The sequence below is a fragment of the Streptomyces sp. NPDC002206 genome (assembly GCF_053593595.1).
This window is the reverse complement of sequence record NZ_JBSFCW010000003.1, coordinates 290,879-307,368: the sequence shown is the minus strand read 5'-3', so window position 1 is coordinate 307,368 and position 16,490 is coordinate 290,879. Positions and strand designations below refer to the sequence as shown.

Below are 16,490 nucleotides of genomic sequence, written 5' to 3'. Positions count from 1 at the left end.
TACCTCACAGGATCGCGATCGGATTGACAGGTGAGCCGGTGGCTGCGGGAAGCCGGAGAGGGGCGATCACGCAGAGGAACGACCACCGGTCCTCCGCCTCGCAGACCGGCACCAGGTCCTCGAACTGCAGGAAGTCCAGCAGATGCATCCCCATGGCGTGGACAGCCAGTACGTGCACGGGGAAGTCGACGCCTTCCGTCGTGCTGGGCGCGGTGTCGTTGTTGCCGTCGCCGCCGAGCAGCGCGACCTTGCGCTCCGCCAGGAACTCCATGGCTGTGGGGTGGAGTCCGGCACGGGCCTCGGTGGTGTCCCAGGGCCCGAGCTCGTCCCGCCGGCGGCGGTGTCCCACCCGGACGAAGAGCAGGTCGCCCTGGCCGACCCGGAGATGGTGCGCGGTCTCGGCGGCGGCCAGTTCGTCCGCGGTGACGAACTCGCCCGGCTCCAGCCAGGGGACCCCGCGCAACCGCGGAATGTCGAGGAGAACGCCCCGGCCGACGATGCCGTCGCGCGCCATGCCGACCGTCAGATCGGCCGCCCCGTCCGGCGTCAGACCGCTCGCCGGCACGCCGTTGTACAGCGTCCCGTCGAAGATCACGTGGCACAGGGCGTCGAGGTGGCTGTCGGCGTCACCGTGCACGTTCATGGCGATGCGGTCCCTCGCGAACTGCAGCCCGCTCGCCTTGATGGCGCCCGCGACGGCCCCGGTCATCACATGTCTGCAGGGATCGGGGTTGTCCGGCCCCTGCCGGGTCTCCACGGGCGCCGCCATCGTCACCGTGAGCCCCGATCCGACCTCGTCCGCCGCCGCCCGCACCTGCCGCGGAGTGATGTTCTCCAGGGCGCCGCGGCCGGCAGCACCCGGGTCGGCCGGCCGACGAACGCGCGCATGGAGACCGGCGAACTCCGCGGCGCTCACCGAGAACGCTGCTGCCTGGCGTGGCTGAGTGGCCATGAGCCGTGATCCTCTCGGAGAGCCGGCCGGGCGGCTGCCCGGGCGAGCGGTCTCCCGGCGGCTGCCGGGACGACAGGGTCAGCGGCCCTCCTCCAGGTCGAGCGCCGCGTCCAGCGTGGTGGCGGCCGTGATCAGGGACAGGTGGGTGAACGCCTGCGGGAAGTTGCCCAGTTGCTCCCCGCTCGGGCCGATCTCCTCGGCGAAGAGCCCGACGTGGTTGGCATAGGTCTGCATCTTCTCGAAGGCGTATCTCGCCAGCGCGAGCCGGTCCGCGCGGGCCGTCGCGTCGACGTACAGGAAGGTGCAGAGACTGAACGTGCCCTCGGAGCCGCGCAGCCCGTCGGGCGAGGCCGCCGGGTCGTAGCGGTAGACGAGGCTGTCCGAGACGAGTGTGCGGTCCATGGCGTCCAGGGTGGACAGCCAGGCCGGGTCCTTGGGGGCGATGAACCCGACTCTCGGCATCAACAGCAGCGAGGCGTCCAGCACGTCGCCGTCGTACCGCTGGACGAAGGCCTTCTCCGACTCGCTCCAGCCACGCTCCATGATCTGCTCGAAAATGGCGTCCCTGGTCTTCGTCCACCTGACGGTGTCGGCAGGCCTGCGGAAGACGTCCGCCAGGCGGAGCCCGTGGTCGAAGGCGGCCCACGTCATCACCCGGCTGTACGTGAAGTCCCTGCGGCCGCCGCGGGTCTCCCAGATGCCCTCGTCCGGCCGGTCCCAGGCGTCGGCGAGCCAGTCGAGCGTCCTGGTGAGCGCCTTCCAGCCCGAGTAGGTGGCCTGCTGGCCGATCTCGCGGCCCTGCGACAGTGCGTAGACGGCTTCGCCGTAGATGTCCAGCTGGAGCTGGTCGGCCGCGCCGTTGCCCGCACGGACGGGGTACGAGCCCCGATACCCCTCGAAGTGCGTCAGGGTCTGCTCGGGCAGGTCGGGGTCACCGTCCACCCGGTACACGGTCTGCAGCGGCTCCCCGCCCTTTCCCTCGCGCTCGTGCAGCCGGGCGACCAGCCAGTGGACGAACGCGGTCGCCTCCTCGACGAAGCCGAGATCCATCAGGGCGCGGACGGACAGCGAACCGTCGCGGATCCAGGCGTACCGGTAGTCCCAGTTGCGCTCTCCGCCGACCTGTTCCGGCAGCCCCATGGTCGCCGCAGCGACCATGGCTCCGGTGGGGGCGTAGATGAGCAGCTTCAGAGTGATGGCCGAGCGGTGTACGAGCTCGGGCCACCGGCCTCGGTAGCGCGAGGTGCGCAGCCATGCCTTCCAGAAGTGGATGACGTCCCAGGACCGTGCGGTGATCGCCTCGATGGTCAGGGGCGGGGGAGCCTCGCCGCCCGGATCGCAGACGGTGAACACGACGCTGCCGATCTCGCCCTCCTTCAGGGTCACCGTGCCCCGCACATCCCGACCGTCGCGTTCCAGTGGGAAGGTGCTCTGCAGGTGGGCGCTGATGCCAGGGGCCCGGAAGAGAGCGCCGTCGGGACCGAGGTCGAGCTCGTGCTCGGCCCGGCCGTAGTCGAAACGCGGCCGGCATCGGAGCGCGAAACCGACGGTCCCCCGCACGACCCGCACCACACGGACCAGGGTGTGCCGATCGGTGGCGGTACCCGTCCGGTCGGGAGGCATGTAGTCGACCACTTCGCCCACCCCGTCCGGAGACATGAACCGGGTCACCAGGACCGCCGTGTCGGGGTAGTAGAGCTGCTTGCAGCTGATGTCGGGCTGCTCCGGCGCCAGCTGGAAATACCCCCCGCGCTCGACGTCGAGCAGCGCCGCGAAGATGCTGGGCGAGTCGAACCGGGGAGCGGCGAACCAGTCGATGACACCCCGGGACGAGACGAGCGCGGCACTCTGCAGATCGCCGACCAGCCCGTGCTCGGCGATCGGCGGATAGCGTTCGTCCATAGTGGCTCCGGTGGGTAGGAAGCCCCCGAACCCCACCCACCACTATCCGACAGAACGGATCCCCGCGCCTGCTGCCCGGGGTACGGGCGTCGCCCGTCGGACGGTGTCACGGCGTAACCGCCCGGCCACTCCGCGACCACTTGTGCAGTGGGCGGGTGGCCGGGCCGTGTCACCGCCACGCATGCCCCCCGTGGGCGAACTTGCCCGGCCATTGGGGCAGGGCGCTCGTGTCCCGCTTGACTCGCCAGGTCGTTGTCCGCACGCTCCCGAGAGGCGGCCGACGGCCCGGCCGCCACCCAGCCCGGACTTGCGGGCCGTCCGCCTTCGAGCAGACCGAGGAGGCCACGCGTGCACGAGAGCCGGACCGGACGTCAGCTGATTCTCCGTCATGGGAACCGGAGCGCGGTCGTCGTCGAACTCGGAGCGGCCCTGCGCCATTACGCCGTCGGCGACCGGCTCGTGCTCGACGGATTCGCCCCGGACGACCGGATCACCGGCGGGCGCGGTCAGATCCTCGTGCCGTGGCCCAACCGGATCCGGGACGGCCGCTACCACTGGGACGGGCAGGACCAGCAACTGCCTCTGACCGAACCGGGGAACGGCAACGCCATCCACGGCCTGCTCCGCTGGACGTCGTGGCGGATCATCGAGGCGCAGGACGACCGGGCGGTGCTCGATGTCTCCCTGTGGCCCCAGCCCGGCTACCCCTTCCACCTCCGGGTCCGCGCCGAGTACACCCTGGATGACGACGGTCTCGGTGTGGCCGTCGTCGCACGCAACCTCGGCGAGAACGCCGCACCCTACGGGGTCGGCCAGCACCCCTACCTCACGGTCGGCACCGGGACCGTGGACGACGCGCTGCTGACCGTACCGGCGCGGACACGGCTGCGCGTCGGCGAGCGGGGGCTGCCGGTGGCTGCCGAACCGGTCCAGGGCACTCCCCACGACTTCCGTACGCCTCGAACCATCGGGACCCAACGGCTGGACACCACGTTCGGCGACCTCGACCGGGATGCGCGCGGGCGGGCCGTGGTGAGCCTCGCCCATTCCTCCGGCGCATGGGGTACCGACGTATGGCTCGGTGAGGGCGCCGATCACGTTCAGCTTTACACCGGTGACACCCTGCCCGAAGGGGAGCGGCGCCGCTCCGTCGCCATCGAGCCGATGTCGTGCCCGCCGGACGCGTTCCGCAGTGGGACGGGACTTGTCACTCTGGGGCCCGGTGAGGAGCACACGGTCCGCTGGGGGATCACCCCGTGGCAGGAATGACGGTTGCCCCGTGGTGCTCGATGCTGCCCGGTCCCCGGTTCATCGGCGGCAGGAACATCCACCGGCTCGTCGGACGACCCGACACCACGGAGGCGCTGCATGACGACGGATCAGGTCCTCATGGGCGTGGGGCTGACCCTGGTTCTCGCCGTCGGATCGCAGATCCTGGCAGGGCGACTGCGTATCCCGGCACTCATCGTGCTGCTGCCGGTCGGGTTCGCCGCCGGCGCTCTGGTGGACGAGCTCGACCCGCACCGGCTGCTGGGTCCGGCGTTCCCCCCTCTCGTGTCGCTCGCCGTCGCGGTGATCCTCTACGACGCCGGCCTCGGGCTCGATCTCAGGAAGCTGAAGGGGCATACCCGCCGTGTCGTCATCAGGCTGATCTGGATCGGGGTCCTGATCACCTGGGTGCTCGGCACGCTCCTCGCCATGCCGCTGCTGGGCATGGACCGGCGGGCGGCCGTCATGCTGGGCGCGATCCTCGTGGTCTCCGGACCGACCGTGGTCGGGCCGCTGCTCGGCTTCGTCCGGCCGAAGGAACGGCCGCAGCACATCCTGGTCTGGGAGGGCTCTCTCATCGACCCGGTCGGCGGCATCCTGGGAGCGCTCGTCTTCCATCTCGTCGAGGCGAGCACCGGTCGTCACGTCGGCAGCGGAGCGCTGAACTTCCTCGGCAGCGTCGGCGTCGGGGTGGCGGGAGGCATCACCGGAACCGCGCTGCTGTGGGTGCTGTTCCGCCGGCTCCGGCCCGGCGAGATCCTCGGGACCACTGCCCAGCTCGCCGCGGTGATCGCGGTGGCGGCCTGCTGCGACGTCGTGCGCGAGGACTCCGGACTCATCGCCGCCGTGATGATGGGCCTGGCAGTCGCCAACCTCCCGGGTTTCGACGTCCCGGCACGCCGGCCCTTCTTCGAGACTTTGGTCAGTCTGATTCTCGGCCTGCTCTTCATCTCCATCTCGGCCACCGTCACCCCGCAGTCACTGCGGCACGTGCTGCTTCCCGCGCTGGGCCTCACCGCTGTCCTCGTGCTCGTGGTCAGGCCACTGGTGGCGTTCGTGTCGACACTCGGCACGGACCTGACCAGGGGCGAGCGGGGCTTCATCGGCTGGATGGCGCCGCGCGGCATCGTCGCGGCGGCGACCGCCTCGACGTTCTCCGCCACCCTGGTCGCGAAGGGGATCGGCGGCGCTTCGAGGATTCTGCCCACCAGCTTCGTCGTCATCGTCGCCACGGTGACGCTCTACGGGCTGACGGCATCGGCGGTCGCCAGGCGCCTGGGCGTCGTCAGACCGTCCCGCTCACGTCCGCTGCTGGTCGGCGGCGAGCCCTGGGTGGTGGACCTCGGGCGGGCTTTGGGAGCGGCGGGGCTGCAGGTACTGATGTGGGCCGGCCTGGAGCAGCAGCGTGCGCGCATCGGACAGGCGGGACTCGAACTGGCCCCGGGGGAGCTACTGGCTGCCGCCACCGGGGAGGGCGCCGAGCTGGAGGGCGTCACGGCGGTGTTCTTCCTGACCGCCGAGGACGATTTCAACGCGTTGGCGACCACCATCCTGCGCGGCAGCGTCGAGGGATCCGTCCATCGCGTCGGTTCTCCGCGCGAGAGCGTCGGTGTGGTGGCCCCGTTCATCGGCGGCGAGGTCCTGTTCGGTACGGAGCTGACCGGGGCGGCACTGACCCGGAGGCACGAGGACGGGGCGTCCATCGTGACAAGGCCCGCAGATCAGGCCGCACCGGCCGACTGGGACATGCTGTTCCTGGTCCGGGGCGACGGCCGACTCGATGCGGTCACCGAGGCCAACCGTCCGCTGCCCGGACCGGGTGACCTCGCCGTGCTCCTGACTCCCGCCGATCACCCCGCCGTGCCACCCGCTCCGGGGCAGTCGTGACACCGGCGCAGGACGCACAAAAAAGCAGATGCGGATCGAGGTGATACTCGATCCGCATCTGCTCCGTCTTCCCGCACAAGGGAGGAAGACCAGTGGTGTCCGAGGGGGGACTTGAACCCCCACGCCCGATAAAGGGCACTAGCACCTCAAGCTAGCGCGTCTGCCATTCCGCCACCCGGACAAGGTGTCTGTCTCGCGGGCCGTGCCCGTTCCGACGTGGAAAACAATAGCAAACATTCGGAGGTGCCCGATCACGCCACTGGCCGTGCGAACGGCGCATGACGGGGGACGGGCGGCCTTGGGCGAGCGGGCCCGGCGCGGGAGGATGGGCGGGAGCACCAGGGTGACAGCGGAAGGAAGCAGTGTGAGCGAGACGAACACGGTCGGCGGCCCGTCCGGCGAGGACGAGGTCGTGGACCTCTGCCGCGAGCTGATCCGGATCGACACCAGCAACTACGGAGACCATTCGGGCCCGGGTGAACGCGCGGCCGCCGAGTACATCGCCGAGCAGCTCGCCGAGGTCGGGCTCGAACCGAAGATCTTCGAATCCCACAAGGGCCGTGCCTCGACCGTTGCCCGGATCGAGGGTGAGGACCCGTCGAGGCCCGCGCTGCTCATCCACGGCCACACCGACGTCGTGCCGGCCAATGCCCAGGACTGGACGCACGACCCGTTCTCGGGCGAGGTGGCGGACGGCTGCGTGTGGGGGCGCGGCGCGGTCGACATGAAGGACATGGACGCGATGACCCTCGCGGTCGTCCGCGACCGGATGCGCAGCGGCCGCAAGCCCCCGCGCGACATCGTGCTGGCATTCCTGGCCGACGAGGAGGCCGGTGGTACGTACGGTGCGCGGTATCTCGTCGACAAGCACCCGGACCTCTTCGACGGCGTCAGCGAGGCGATCGGTGAGGTCGGCGGCTTCTCCTTCACGGTCAACGAGAAGCTGCGGCTCTATCTCGTCGAGACGGCCGAGAAGGGCATGCACTGGATGAAGCTCACCGTGGACGGCACCGCCGGGCACGGCTCGATGACCAACAACGACAACGCGATCACCGAGCTCTGCGAGGCCGTCGGGCGGCTCGGGCGGCACAAGTGGCCGGTCAGGGTGACCAAGACCGTACGGTCCTTCCTCGACGAGCTGTCCGACGCGCTCGGCACCCCGCTCGACCCGGAGGACATGGACGCCACGCTCGCCAAGCTGGGCGGCATCGCCAAGATGATCGGCGCCACCCTGCGCAACTCGGCCGCCCCGACCATGCTGGGCGCCGGGTACAAGGTGAACGTGATCCCCGGCCAGGCAGCCGCCCATGTCGACGGCCGCTTCCTGCCCGGCTTCGAGGACGAGTTCCTGGCCGACCTGGACCGGATCCTCGGCCCGCGGGTGAGGCGCGAGGACGTGCACGGCGACAAGGCGTTGGAGACCAGCTTCGACGGCTCCCTGGTCGACGCGATGCAGGTCGCGCTGAAGGCGGAGGACCCGATCGCCCGCGCCGTCCCGTACATGCTCTCCGGCGGCACCGACGCGAAGTCCTTCGACGACCTCGGCATCCGCTGCTTCGGATTCGCGCCGCTGAAGCTGCCGCCGGAGCTCGACTTCGCGGGCATGTTCCACGGTGTGGACGAGCGAGTGCCGGTCGACGGCCTGAAATTCGGCGTGCGGGTGCTCGACCGTTTCATCGACAATTGCTGAATCATCACGCCGGTAATCGCCAGCGTGTGCGTACGTGACCGGTACGAGTGAAAGGAACCATACGCTCGTAGCCCCATTACTTCTTCCTCGTTACAGGTGATGCGGTCCGCGGCTGGGGCCGCATTGCCAACTAGGAGGAATAATGATCAAGAAGGTCGTCGCTGCTGCGGCAGTCACTGGCGGTCTGGTGCTCGCGGGTGCGGGCATGGCCGTCGCCGACTCGGGCGCGCAGGGTGCCGCTGTCGGGAGCCCCGGTGTGATCTCGGGCAACACGATCCAGGTCCCCGTGCACGTGCCGGTGAACGTGTGCGGCAACACGATCTCCGTGATCGGGCTGCTCAACCCCGCCTTCGGCAACAGTTGCGTCAACGCCTGACGTTGTGCATCAACCCGTAAGGGTTTGAGCCCGGCCGGCCCCGGGGTGCACGCCATGCACTCCGGGGCCGCTGGGCACTCCGCCCCTCGCACGGTCGAGTCCGGGGGTTTCCCGGAAGGTAGAAGGCAGGAACAACCTATGCGACAGGTCACGCGTAAAGGCCTGATCACCATGGCGGCAGCGGGCGGAGTGCTCGCGCTGAGTGGTGGCTATGCGCACGCCGACGCGGGAGCGACCGGCGATGCATCGAATTCCCCGGGGGTGCTGTCAGGGAATTCGGTCGAGATTCCGGTCCACGTGCCGGTCAACGCATGCGGTAACTCCGTGAGTGTCGTCGGACTGCTCAATTCCGCGGCCGGAAACGCTTGCGGAAGCGGTTCGGAAAGCGCGGCTTCGAGCCGGCACGGCTCGGCCGTCCCCACATCGGGCAGCCGGGCATCGAACCACACGGCCCAGGACGCGCCGGCAGTCGACCTCGGGCCGGGAACCGGCAAGCACCGGGCCGTCGGCAGCGGCAGCAGGGACGGGGCGACCGCTGAGGGGTACACGTACAACTCGCCCGGCATCCTCTCGGGCAACACCGTCCAGGCGCCCATCGACATCCCCGTGAATGCCTGCGGGAACAGCATCACCATCGGCGGACTCCTCAACCCGGTCTCCGGCAACAGCTGCGAGAACGACCCGGACGTCGCACCACCGCCGGTCACGCGTGTCACCCCGGGCAAGCCCACCCCGATGGGGCTCACGGGGTTCGGACTGCACCCGAATGCACCCGAGCCCCAGGGACTCGAGCTCGCACACACCGGAGCGGGCGGGCTCGACCTGCTCGTCCCGGCGAGCGCGGGTCTGCTGCTGGCGGGCGCGGGCACGGTGCTGTACCGCCGCTCCCGCATGTCCGCGTAGCGGCAGGACGGACACCGGCGCAGCAGGAACGCAACGAAACGAGCGGGCCCCGCGGATGCGGGGCCCGCTTCGTCTCACCAGGTGGCCCGTAGCTGGCGGATGATCCGTCGGCGCAGCCGCACCCTGCGGCTGCCGTCCCGGCGCAGCGTCAGCCGGTCCAACTCCCAGTGCCCGTACTCGGCATGGTCGGTCAGCAGGCGAGCTGTCTCCTTCCGGGACACCCCGCGCGGCACGTACACGTCGACAAATTCGTATTCCGGCATCGCATCTATTGTGCGGGCAGAGGCTGTGTACGGATAGCGTCTGCACTATGTCTGATGCTGCGCAGCCCACCGCTGCCGAGGTACGCGCCGCCGCCGATGCCGTCAAAGCCGCGCTCGACCACCACCTCGAGGCGGTCGAGCGCCGGTCCGGGGACGACGACCCGGCCGTCTACGACGCGTTCAACGCACTGGCCGCTGCGGCCGAGGTCTACGACGAACTCCTCTACGACCGCTATGACGAGGTCACCCCCTTCGAGATCCCCGGTGTCGACGACTCCATGCCGCCGTACTCCGGCCCCGAGGAGCCGAACGCGCTCAGCGTGCTGATCCGCCGCGACTACGCGGTGGTGGAGCCGCCCCGGCTGCTCGCACAGGCGCAGCGGATCGTCGACGCGGATCCGGGCGACCGCGGCAGTGGGACGGGCGCCGCGGCCGGAGCCAGTGTCCATGCGGCGCTCGGTGTGCTCTTCGGCGAGTACGAACCGGACGAGATCGCCTCCCGGCACCAGGAGTTCGGCCTGGAGGAGGGCGACTCCACGCTCTGGGTCTCGGCGGCCGAGGAGCTGCCCGAGGCGGGGGAGTGGCTCAGCGCCCCCTTCGACGAGGCCGACCCGCAGCTGGTGGTCTGCCGCTTCGACGTCAGCTCCGTCTTCGACGAGGACGACCTCGACGAGGAGCTGGACGACCTGGCGACCGAGAGCTCCTGATCCCGTCGCGGACGGAGCCGGAGGACCGGGTGCGGTCCTCCGGCCCTCCGGCCCTCCGGCCCGCTAGACGGTGGCCGTCGGCAGCGCTTCCAGCAGGGCGCGCAGCCGCGTCGTGCGGTCCTGGGACGGGGGCTGGGCCACCGCGCGCGGCAGCGCCTGGTCCACCCCGTGCACCACGGACAGATGCCGCTCCCCACGGCTGAACGCGGTGTACACCCACGCCCGGCTCAGCCCCTGCGCGGCGTCACCGGGCAGCACGACGACCACCGCCGGCCACCGCATCCCGGCCGCCTGGTGGGCGCTGAGGGCCCAGCCGTGGCGTACCGACGACTCCACCCGCTCCTGCGGTACGACGACCGGCGTGCCCGCGCAGTCCAGATGCAGGCCCTCGGCGTCGGCCGAGACGACCACACCGGGGACCGTCCTGCCTGGCGTCGGGATGTGCACGACCCGGTCGCCCGGGTCGAAGCCGCCGAACCGTCCGGGACCGGCGTTCAGCCGCTGCTTGAGCGCCGCGTTGAGCGCCCGGGTGCCCGCCGGGCCGCCGTGCCCGACGGTGATCACCTGCGTGTCCGCCGACGGTACGCCGATGGCGCGCGGCACCGAGTCGGCGACCAGCTGCACGGTGCGGTGCACCGCCTCGCCCGCGTCGTGCACGGGGACGATCACCACTTCCTTGCCGGGCGCTTCCACCTGGTTCAGCTCGCCGATGCCGATCCCGGAGACCAGCTCGCCGATCGGACCGGGATCCGGCGTACGGGAGACCACCTGCGGGCACGCGTGGGCGGCCAGCACATCCGCGAACACCCGGCCCGCACCCGCCGAGCCCAGCACGCCCGGATCGCCGCTCAGCACCAGCCGGGTGCCGTCGGCGAGGGACTCCACCAGGATCGCGGCCGTCTCGACGTCCAGCTGCGGGGCGTCCAGCACGACCAGCAGGTCGACGGCGATCGCCCCCTCCTCGTCCCGGCCGGGGCTCTCCGCGCCGGACAGCAGCCCGGCGAGGGTGACGGCCGCCGAGGGGTCGTCGAGCGCCTCGGCCAGCCGCCGCCTGCCGTCCACGCTGTGGGTGGCGCCGATGGCCCGCAGCCCGAGGGAGCGGGCGGCGGTGATCAGCGCGGCGGGTTCGGCCCTGGCCGCCTCGCCGCCGGTGTGCGCGACGAGACCACCGGCCGCGACGGTGCGGATCAGCTCGGCCGCCGAGGGGGAACCGGCGGCCGCGGCCGCCTCCGACCAGTCGGCATCCTTCTCACAGGCGTTGACCAGCCGCGCCAGACCGTCGGCGAGACTCTCCTCGGCCAGCGCGTACCGGTCGAGGCCGAGCAGCACCTGCGGCGGCTCCTGCCCGGCGCTGTCCTCGGCCTGCTCGGCGGATTCCGCGAGCTCCTCCGCCGCCTCGTCGTCCAGCTCGTCCAGACCCTCCTGGAAGACCAGCACGACGCCCTCGGCGACAGCGTGCTGCACGGCTGCCTCGGGGTCGGTCACCGCACGCTCGGCGAGCGCGGCCCGCACCGCAGAGGCGTCCAGCGCGGTATGCCCCTGCAGCGCGGCACGCTCCAGCAGCCAGCCGACCAGCGCCGCCGTCCGCCGCTCGTCGTCCGGACCGCAGGCGGCGCCCAGCAGCGCCCGCGCGAAGCCGTCGGCCTGCTCAGGCCGGACGCCGGCGACGGCCAGCAGCTGCCACGGGTCCTCACGCAGCACGTCGGCCGCCTGAGCGCCGAGCGTCTGTGCCGCCGGGCCCGCCAGCGCCTCCGGCGCTCCGGCCTCGGCCAGCACGGCCGACACCGCGGCCACGGCCTCCGCGGAGGCACCCTGCGGCGCCCGGACCGGCTCGGGTGCACGGGGGCGTACCGGTGCGGATGCGGGAGCGACCCGGCGGGGGGCGGGCGCGGGCGCGTCGAAGAACGCCGCACCGGGCTTCTCGCCGCTCTCCACGGCACGTACCGCCGCCAGCAGATCGGCGGCCGGTCCGCTCAGCTTGGCGCCGGCCGCGATGGGACCACCCTTCTCGGCCTTGCGCTTCTCGATCCGCTCCCGCAACTCACGCTGGGCAGCGAGCTCGGCCTCGGACTCGGAGAGCGCGGCGGCGGCCGCCTCGCCGTCGGCCGCGTCGGTGGAGTCCGCTGCGCCGGCCGCGTCCGTCCCGTCCGTCTCCTTCGCCTCGGGGTCCGTGGCCGCCCCGCTCGCGTCGCCTCCCACGTCCTCGGCGGACGGGTCGGGTGCGGCGGCAGCGGTGTCCGCGACAACCGTGTCGTCATCGGCGGCGGCCGAGGGGCCGGGGGTTTCCCCCCGGGGAAGCGCAGTCACAGCGTGCTCCAGTCCTGGTCGGGATAGCGGTGCACGGGCGCCGACACATCGTCGAGCGCCTGGCAGATCTCGTCAGGAAGACTAAGCGCCTCCACTGACAATGCCTCCGTGAGCTGCTGCGCGTTGCGCGCGCCGACGATCGGGGCCACCACTCCCGGCCGGTCCCGGACCCAGGCGAGCGCCACCTGCAGGGTCGTCGTGGCCAGACCGTCGGCCGCCGTCGCCACCGCGTCCACAATGCGCCTCGCCGGGTCGTCGAGATACGGCTCGACGAACGGGGCGAGCATCTCCGAGGCGCCGCGCGAGTCCGCCGGAGTGCCCGTCCGGTACTTGCCGGTCAGCACTCCGCGGCCCAGCGGGGACGACGGCAGCAGCCCCACGCCCAGATCGAGCGCGGCCGGCAGCACCTCGCGCTCCACGCCACGCTGCAGCAGTGAGTACTCCATCTGCGTACTGGCCAGCCGGGTGCGCACCCCGGGTGAGGCGAGCTGCCAGGTCGCCGCCTTGGCCAGCTGCCAGCCGCAGAAGTTGGACACCCCCGCGTACCGGGCGCGGCCGGTGGACACCGCCAGGTCCACCGCCTGAAGGGTCTCCTCCAGCGGAGTCACCGGGTCGAACGCGTGCACCTGCCACAAGTCCACGTAATCCGTACCGAGCCGATCCAGAGAGGCGTCCAGTGCGGCCAGCAGATGCCCGCGCGAGCCGTTGAAACGGCGGTACGGATCGGCCACACTGCCCGCTTTCGTGGCTATGACCAGATCGTGCCGCGGCACCAGCCCCTCGACGAGCCGCCCCAGCAGATACTCGGCCTCGCCACCGCCGTACACATCGGCTGTGTCGACCAGCGTGCCGCCCACCTCCCAGAAGGCCTTCAGCTGTTCGGCGGCGTCGTGCTCGTCGGTGTCCCGGCCCCAGGTGAGGGTGCCGAGCCCGATCCGGGACACTCGAAGGCCGGTGCGGCCGAGATGCCTCTGCTCCATGGGCGCTGAGATTACTGGCCAGAGCCCCACTCGGCGGAAGCCTGTGGACAACCAGGGCCAAGTCGCCCCTGCCGGATCCCGCTGCCGCGCGCTAGAGTCCCCGGCACAGGGACGTTACTGATCAGTAAGGGGAGCGGCTATGCGGCTCGGCATCAATCTCGGTTACTGGGGTGCGGGAATGGACGGCGACAACCTTGCCGTCGCCCAGGAGGCCGACCGGCTCGGCTACGACGTCTGCTGGGCGGCCGAGGCGTACGGCTCCGACGCCCCGACCGTACTGACCTGGGTCGCAGCCCAGACCGAGTCCATCGACGTCGGCTCCGCCATCATGCAGATCCCGGCCCGTCAGCCGGCCATGACGGCGATGACCGCCGCCACCCTCGACTCGCTCTCCGGCGGCAGGTTCCGCCTCGGCCTCGGTGTGTCCGGACCGCAGGTCTCCGAGGGCTGGTACGGCGTCAAGTTCGACAAGCCGCTGGCCCGCACCCGTGAGTACGTGGAGATCGTCCGCCGGGCGATGTCCCGCGAGCGGCTCTCGTACGAGGGCGAGCACTGGACGCTCCCGCTTCCGGACGGCCCGGGCAAGCCCATCAAGCTGACCGTCCACCCGCAGCGCGAGCACATTCCGCTGTACATCGCCGCGATCGGCCCGAAGAACCTGGAGCAGACCGGCGAGATCGCCGACGGTGCGCTGCTGATCTTCCCGTCCGCCGAACACCTCGAGGACACCGCCGTGAAGTACCTGCGGGCGGGCCGCGAGAAGGCCGGGAAGACCATGGAGGGCTTCGACGTCTGCCCGACGCTGCCGCTGGCCGTCGGTGACGACATCCACGGACTCGCCGACATGTTCCGTCCGTACACCGCGCTGTATGTCGGCGGCATGGGCAGCCGCAAGCAGAACTTCTACAATCAGCTCGCCCGGCGTATGGGATACGAGAAGGAAGCCGCCGAGATCCAGGACAAGTATCTGTCCGGCGACAAGAACGGCGCCGCGGCCGCCGTACCGCACCAGCTGATCGACCAGACCACACTGCTCGGCTCGGTCGAGCGGATCGCCGAGCGGATGCAGGCTTACGCCGCCGCCGGTGTCACCACGCTGACCCTCGCCCCGGCCGGCTTCACACTCGACGAGCGGCTCGCCGCCCTGCGCGCCGGTACGGACGCCCTGGAGCTGTCCGGCCTCGGGTAACCGCCTGCACGGACAGCACTACGGCCGTGGTGGGGGCTCGGGAGTCTTCCCCGCCACGGCCGCTACGCAACACAACGCGCCACGCCGTCACCGGTTACGCTCCGCCCGTTCGGCCCTGTCGAACCGCACTCCGGTTGCCTACTTCCCCGTACCGCAATTGACTTTCCTTCTGCGGTCACCGGTACGGAGGCGCCAGCGATGCTCTCGGTAAAGAACCTGTTCCAGGAGATCCTCGACAACGACGATTCGTTCCGGCTCTTCTGCTCGATCGCCGCCGGCGGCGAGTCCCAGGGCGGCTGGGAGAACGGTCGCATCGCGGCCCTCGCCCCCGAGAGCCAGCGCACCCTCGTCCCCAAGATCGCCAGACACGGCGCCGACGAGGACAAGCACGGCCGGATCTTCAACGCCCTGCTGAAGAGGCGCGGGCTGCGGCCGGTCGAGGTGCCGCACGAGACCGACTACACGATGCTCCTGGAGCAGCACGGCATAGGCCTCGCCCACGAGCAGCTGAAGCGCGACGAACCCCTCACCGAGCAGGACATCATCACGTATCTCGCGCACAGCAGAGTCACCGAGCAGCGCGCCTCCGAACAGATGGCACTGCTCCTCAGGCACTTCGCCGACCACCCCGAGCTGGGCCGCGCGGTGAAGATGATCTCGAACGACGAGGACAACCATCTGTCCTACTGCCACGAGGAGTTGCTTCGCCTCGCCCGATCCGGACACGGCCGTACGATCCAGCGCATCCTGCGGGAGTGCGCGCTCACCGAGATCGGGGTGTACCGCGATGTCAGCCTCGCCGTGATGGACCACATGGGCCGCATCCTGGGCTGGCCCAGGGCCGAGGCGGCGGTGCTGGCCGCAGGGATCCGCGGCATCTACGCGTACGAACGCCTCGTCGGCTGGCGACGCATGGTCAGCCTGGTACCGCCCGAGCGGCCCGACGCGCTGGGCGGCCCGCCGGTCCCGGCGCCCGAGTACGGCTGAGCCGCGCAGTCCGGGCCGTCCTTCCGCGTCGTGCGGTTCCGTTGCCGCCTCAGAGCCAGCCGCGGCGCTTGAACATGCGGTACAGGCCGAAGACCGTACAGCCCATCAGCACGATCACCGTCGGATAGGTCCACACCCAGTGCAGTTCGGGCATGTGGTCGAAGTTCATGCCGTAGATCCCCGCCACCATGGTCGGAACGGCAGCCATGGCAGCCCAGGCCGAGATCTTCCGCATGTCGTCGTTCTGGCGCAGCCCCGTCTGCGCCAGATGTGCGGACAGGATGTCGGAGAGCAGCCGGTCCAGCCCCTCCACATGCTCGTTGGCGCGCGTCAGATGGTCGCTCACGTCCCGGAAGAACGGCTGTGAGTGCTCGTCGACGAACGGCACACTGGCGCCCGCCAGCCGGCCCATGGGCGCGCTCAGCGGGCCGGTGGCCCGGCGGAACTCCAGCACCTGCCGCTTAAAGGTGTAGATGCGCGATGCGGTGTTCCTGGTGTCCACGCTGCCGCTCGGTGCGAACACCTCGGTCTCCAGCTCCTCCAGGTCGACCTGGAGCTCGGCCGCCACATCGATGTAGTGATCGACGACGGCGTCGCTGACCGCGTACAGCACCGAGGTCGGCCCGTGCTTGAGCACCTCCGGTTCGGCCTCCAGCCGGCGCCGTACCTCGGCGAGCGGCGCACTCTCCCCGTGCCGGACCGTCACGACGAACGAATCGCCTATGAAGAGCATCAGCTCGTCGGTGCTGACCGTGTCGCCCTCCGGCTCGTACACCACCGGCTTGATGACCACGAAGAGGGAATCGTCGTACACCTCCAGCTTGGGCCGCTGGTGCGCGCTCAGCGCGTCCTCCACGGCCAGCGGGTGCAGTCCGAACTCGCTGCTGACGAGGTCGAACTCCTTCTCCGTGGGCTCGTGCAGTCCGATCCAGAGAAAGGCGTCCCCAGTGGCCCGTGCCTCGTCGAGGGCATCGGAGAAATCGGCGGGTCCGTCGGTACGACGCCCGTCCCGGTAGATGGCACAGTCCACAATCACGGCGCGCATTCTTCCCTGCTCCGGGCCCTGGCGCACCTTCCG

At 70.7% G+C, this 16,490-nt stretch carries 14 protein-coding genes and 1 tRNA gene; 8 read left to right on the top strand and 7 right to left on the bottom strand.

Features of this window, described 5'->3' with window-relative positions; translation table 11 throughout:
* Positions 1-4 precede the first annotated feature (4 nt).
* Positions 5-952, bottom strand: coding sequence for a cyclase family protein (locus ACWCP8_RS09540; RefSeq protein WP_352266478.1), 948 nt, complete (start codon positions 950-952; stop codon positions 5-7).
* Between the two features lie 78 nt (positions 953-1,030).
* On the bottom strand, positions 1,031-2,854 hold the full coding sequence (locus ACWCP8_RS09535; protein WP_451115129.1) for a glycoside hydrolase family 15 protein: 1,824 nt from the start codon (positions 2,852-2,854) through the stop codon (positions 1,031-1,033).
* 348 nt (positions 2,855-3,202) lie between these two features.
* Here ACWCP8_RS09535 and ACWCP8_RS09530 point away from each other — a divergent pair, with 348 nt between their 5' ends.
* Both ACWCP8_RS09530 and ACWCP8_RS09525 read left to right on the top strand, forming a co-directional pair.
* Complete coding sequence (locus tag ACWCP8_RS09530) at positions 3,203-4,123, top strand: aldose 1-epimerase family protein (RefSeq protein WP_352266476.1); 921 nt, start codon at positions 3,203-3,205, stop codon at positions 4,121-4,123.
* A gap of 99 nt (positions 4,124-4,222) precedes the next feature.
* The gene (locus ACWCP8_RS09525) at positions 4,223-6,010 is read left to right on the top strand and encodes a cation:proton antiporter (protein WP_451115127.1); all 1,788 of its coding nucleotides are present in this window, start codon (positions 4,223-4,225) and stop codon (positions 6,008-6,010) included.
* 93 nt (positions 6,011-6,103) lie between these two features.
* Here ACWCP8_RS09525 and ACWCP8_RS09520 read toward each other — a convergent pair.
* A tRNA-Leu gene (locus ACWCP8_RS09520) sits at positions 6,104-6,191 on the bottom strand.
* Between the two features lie 183 nt (positions 6,192-6,374).
* On the opposite strand from ACWCP8_RS09520, the gene ACWCP8_RS09515 reads away from it, so the two are divergent.
* The 3 genes from ACWCP8_RS09515 to ACWCP8_RS09505 all read left to right on the top strand — a co-directional run bounded on the left by ACWCP8_RS09515 (position 6,375) and on the right by ACWCP8_RS09505 (position 8,979).
* Positions 6,375-7,700, top strand: coding sequence for a M20/M25/M40 family metallo-hydrolase (locus tag ACWCP8_RS09515; protein ID WP_451115125.1), 1,326 nt, complete (start codon positions 6,375-6,377; stop codon positions 7,698-7,700).
* A gap of 142 nt (positions 7,701-7,842) precedes the next feature.
* Positions 7,843-8,076 carry a chaplin ChpH gene (gene chpH / locus ACWCP8_RS09510; protein WP_352266473.1) on the top strand — a complete coding sequence of 78 codons (234 nt, stop codon included), beginning with the start codon at positions 7,843-7,845 and terminating at the stop codon, positions 8,074-8,076.
* Positions 8,077-8,214: 138 nt separating this feature from the next.
* Positions 8,215-8,979 (top strand): chaplin, encoded by a 765-nt coding sequence (locus tag ACWCP8_RS09505; protein WP_451115123.1) that lies wholly within the window; start codon positions 8,215-8,217, stop codon positions 8,977-8,979.
* Between the two features lie 74 nt (positions 8,980-9,053).
* Here the strand turns inward: ACWCP8_RS09505 and ACWCP8_RS09500 are convergent, their stop codons facing one another.
* Complete coding sequence (locus ACWCP8_RS09500; protein WP_030918345.1) at positions 9,054-9,242, bottom strand: DUF5703 family protein; 189 nt, start codon at positions 9,240-9,242, stop codon at positions 9,054-9,056.
* Positions 9,243-9,289: 47 nt separating this feature from the next.
* Here ACWCP8_RS09500 and ACWCP8_RS09495 point away from each other — a divergent pair, with 47 nt between their 5' ends.
* Positions 9,290-9,949 (top strand): hypothetical protein, encoded by a 660-nt coding sequence (locus tag ACWCP8_RS09495; protein ID WP_356002183.1) that lies wholly within the window; start codon positions 9,290-9,292, stop codon positions 9,947-9,949.
* 63 nt (positions 9,950-10,012) lie between these two features.
* Here ACWCP8_RS09495 and ACWCP8_RS09490 read toward each other — a convergent pair whose 3' ends face one another.
* Complete coding sequence (locus tag ACWCP8_RS09490) at positions 10,013-12,256, bottom strand: ATP-dependent DNA helicase (protein WP_451115120.1); 2,244 nt, start codon at positions 12,254-12,256, stop codon at positions 10,013-10,015.
* Complete coding sequence (locus tag ACWCP8_RS09485) at positions 12,253-13,236, bottom strand: aldo/keto reductase (RefSeq protein WP_451115118.1); 984 nt, start codon at positions 13,234-13,236, stop codon at positions 12,253-12,255. The genes ACWCP8_RS09490 and ACWCP8_RS09485 overlap by 4 nt, the downstream gene beginning before the upstream one ends.
* A 139-nt stretch (positions 13,237-13,375) precedes the next feature.
* Between ACWCP8_RS09485 and ACWCP8_RS09480 the strand changes: the two genes are divergently transcribed.
* Complete coding sequence (locus tag ACWCP8_RS09480; protein ID WP_352266468.1) at positions 13,376-14,425, top strand: LLM class F420-dependent oxidoreductase; 1,050 nt, start codon at positions 13,376-13,378, stop codon at positions 14,423-14,425.
* 198 nt (positions 14,426-14,623) lie between these two features.
* Positions 14,624-15,412: a ferritin-like domain-containing protein gene (locus tag ACWCP8_RS09475; protein ID WP_451115116.1), complete on the top strand. Its 789-nt coding sequence runs from the start codon at positions 14,624-14,626 to the stop codon at positions 15,410-15,412.
* A 49-nt stretch (positions 15,413-15,461) separates the two neighbouring features.
* Here the strand turns inward: ACWCP8_RS09475 and corA are convergent, their stop codons facing one another.
* Positions 15,462-16,457 (bottom strand): magnesium/cobalt transporter CorA, encoded by a 996-nt coding sequence (gene corA, locus ACWCP8_RS09470; protein ID WP_352266466.1) that lies wholly within the window; start codon positions 16,455-16,457, stop codon positions 15,462-15,464.
* Between the last annotated feature and the right edge of the window lie 33 nt (positions 16,458-16,490).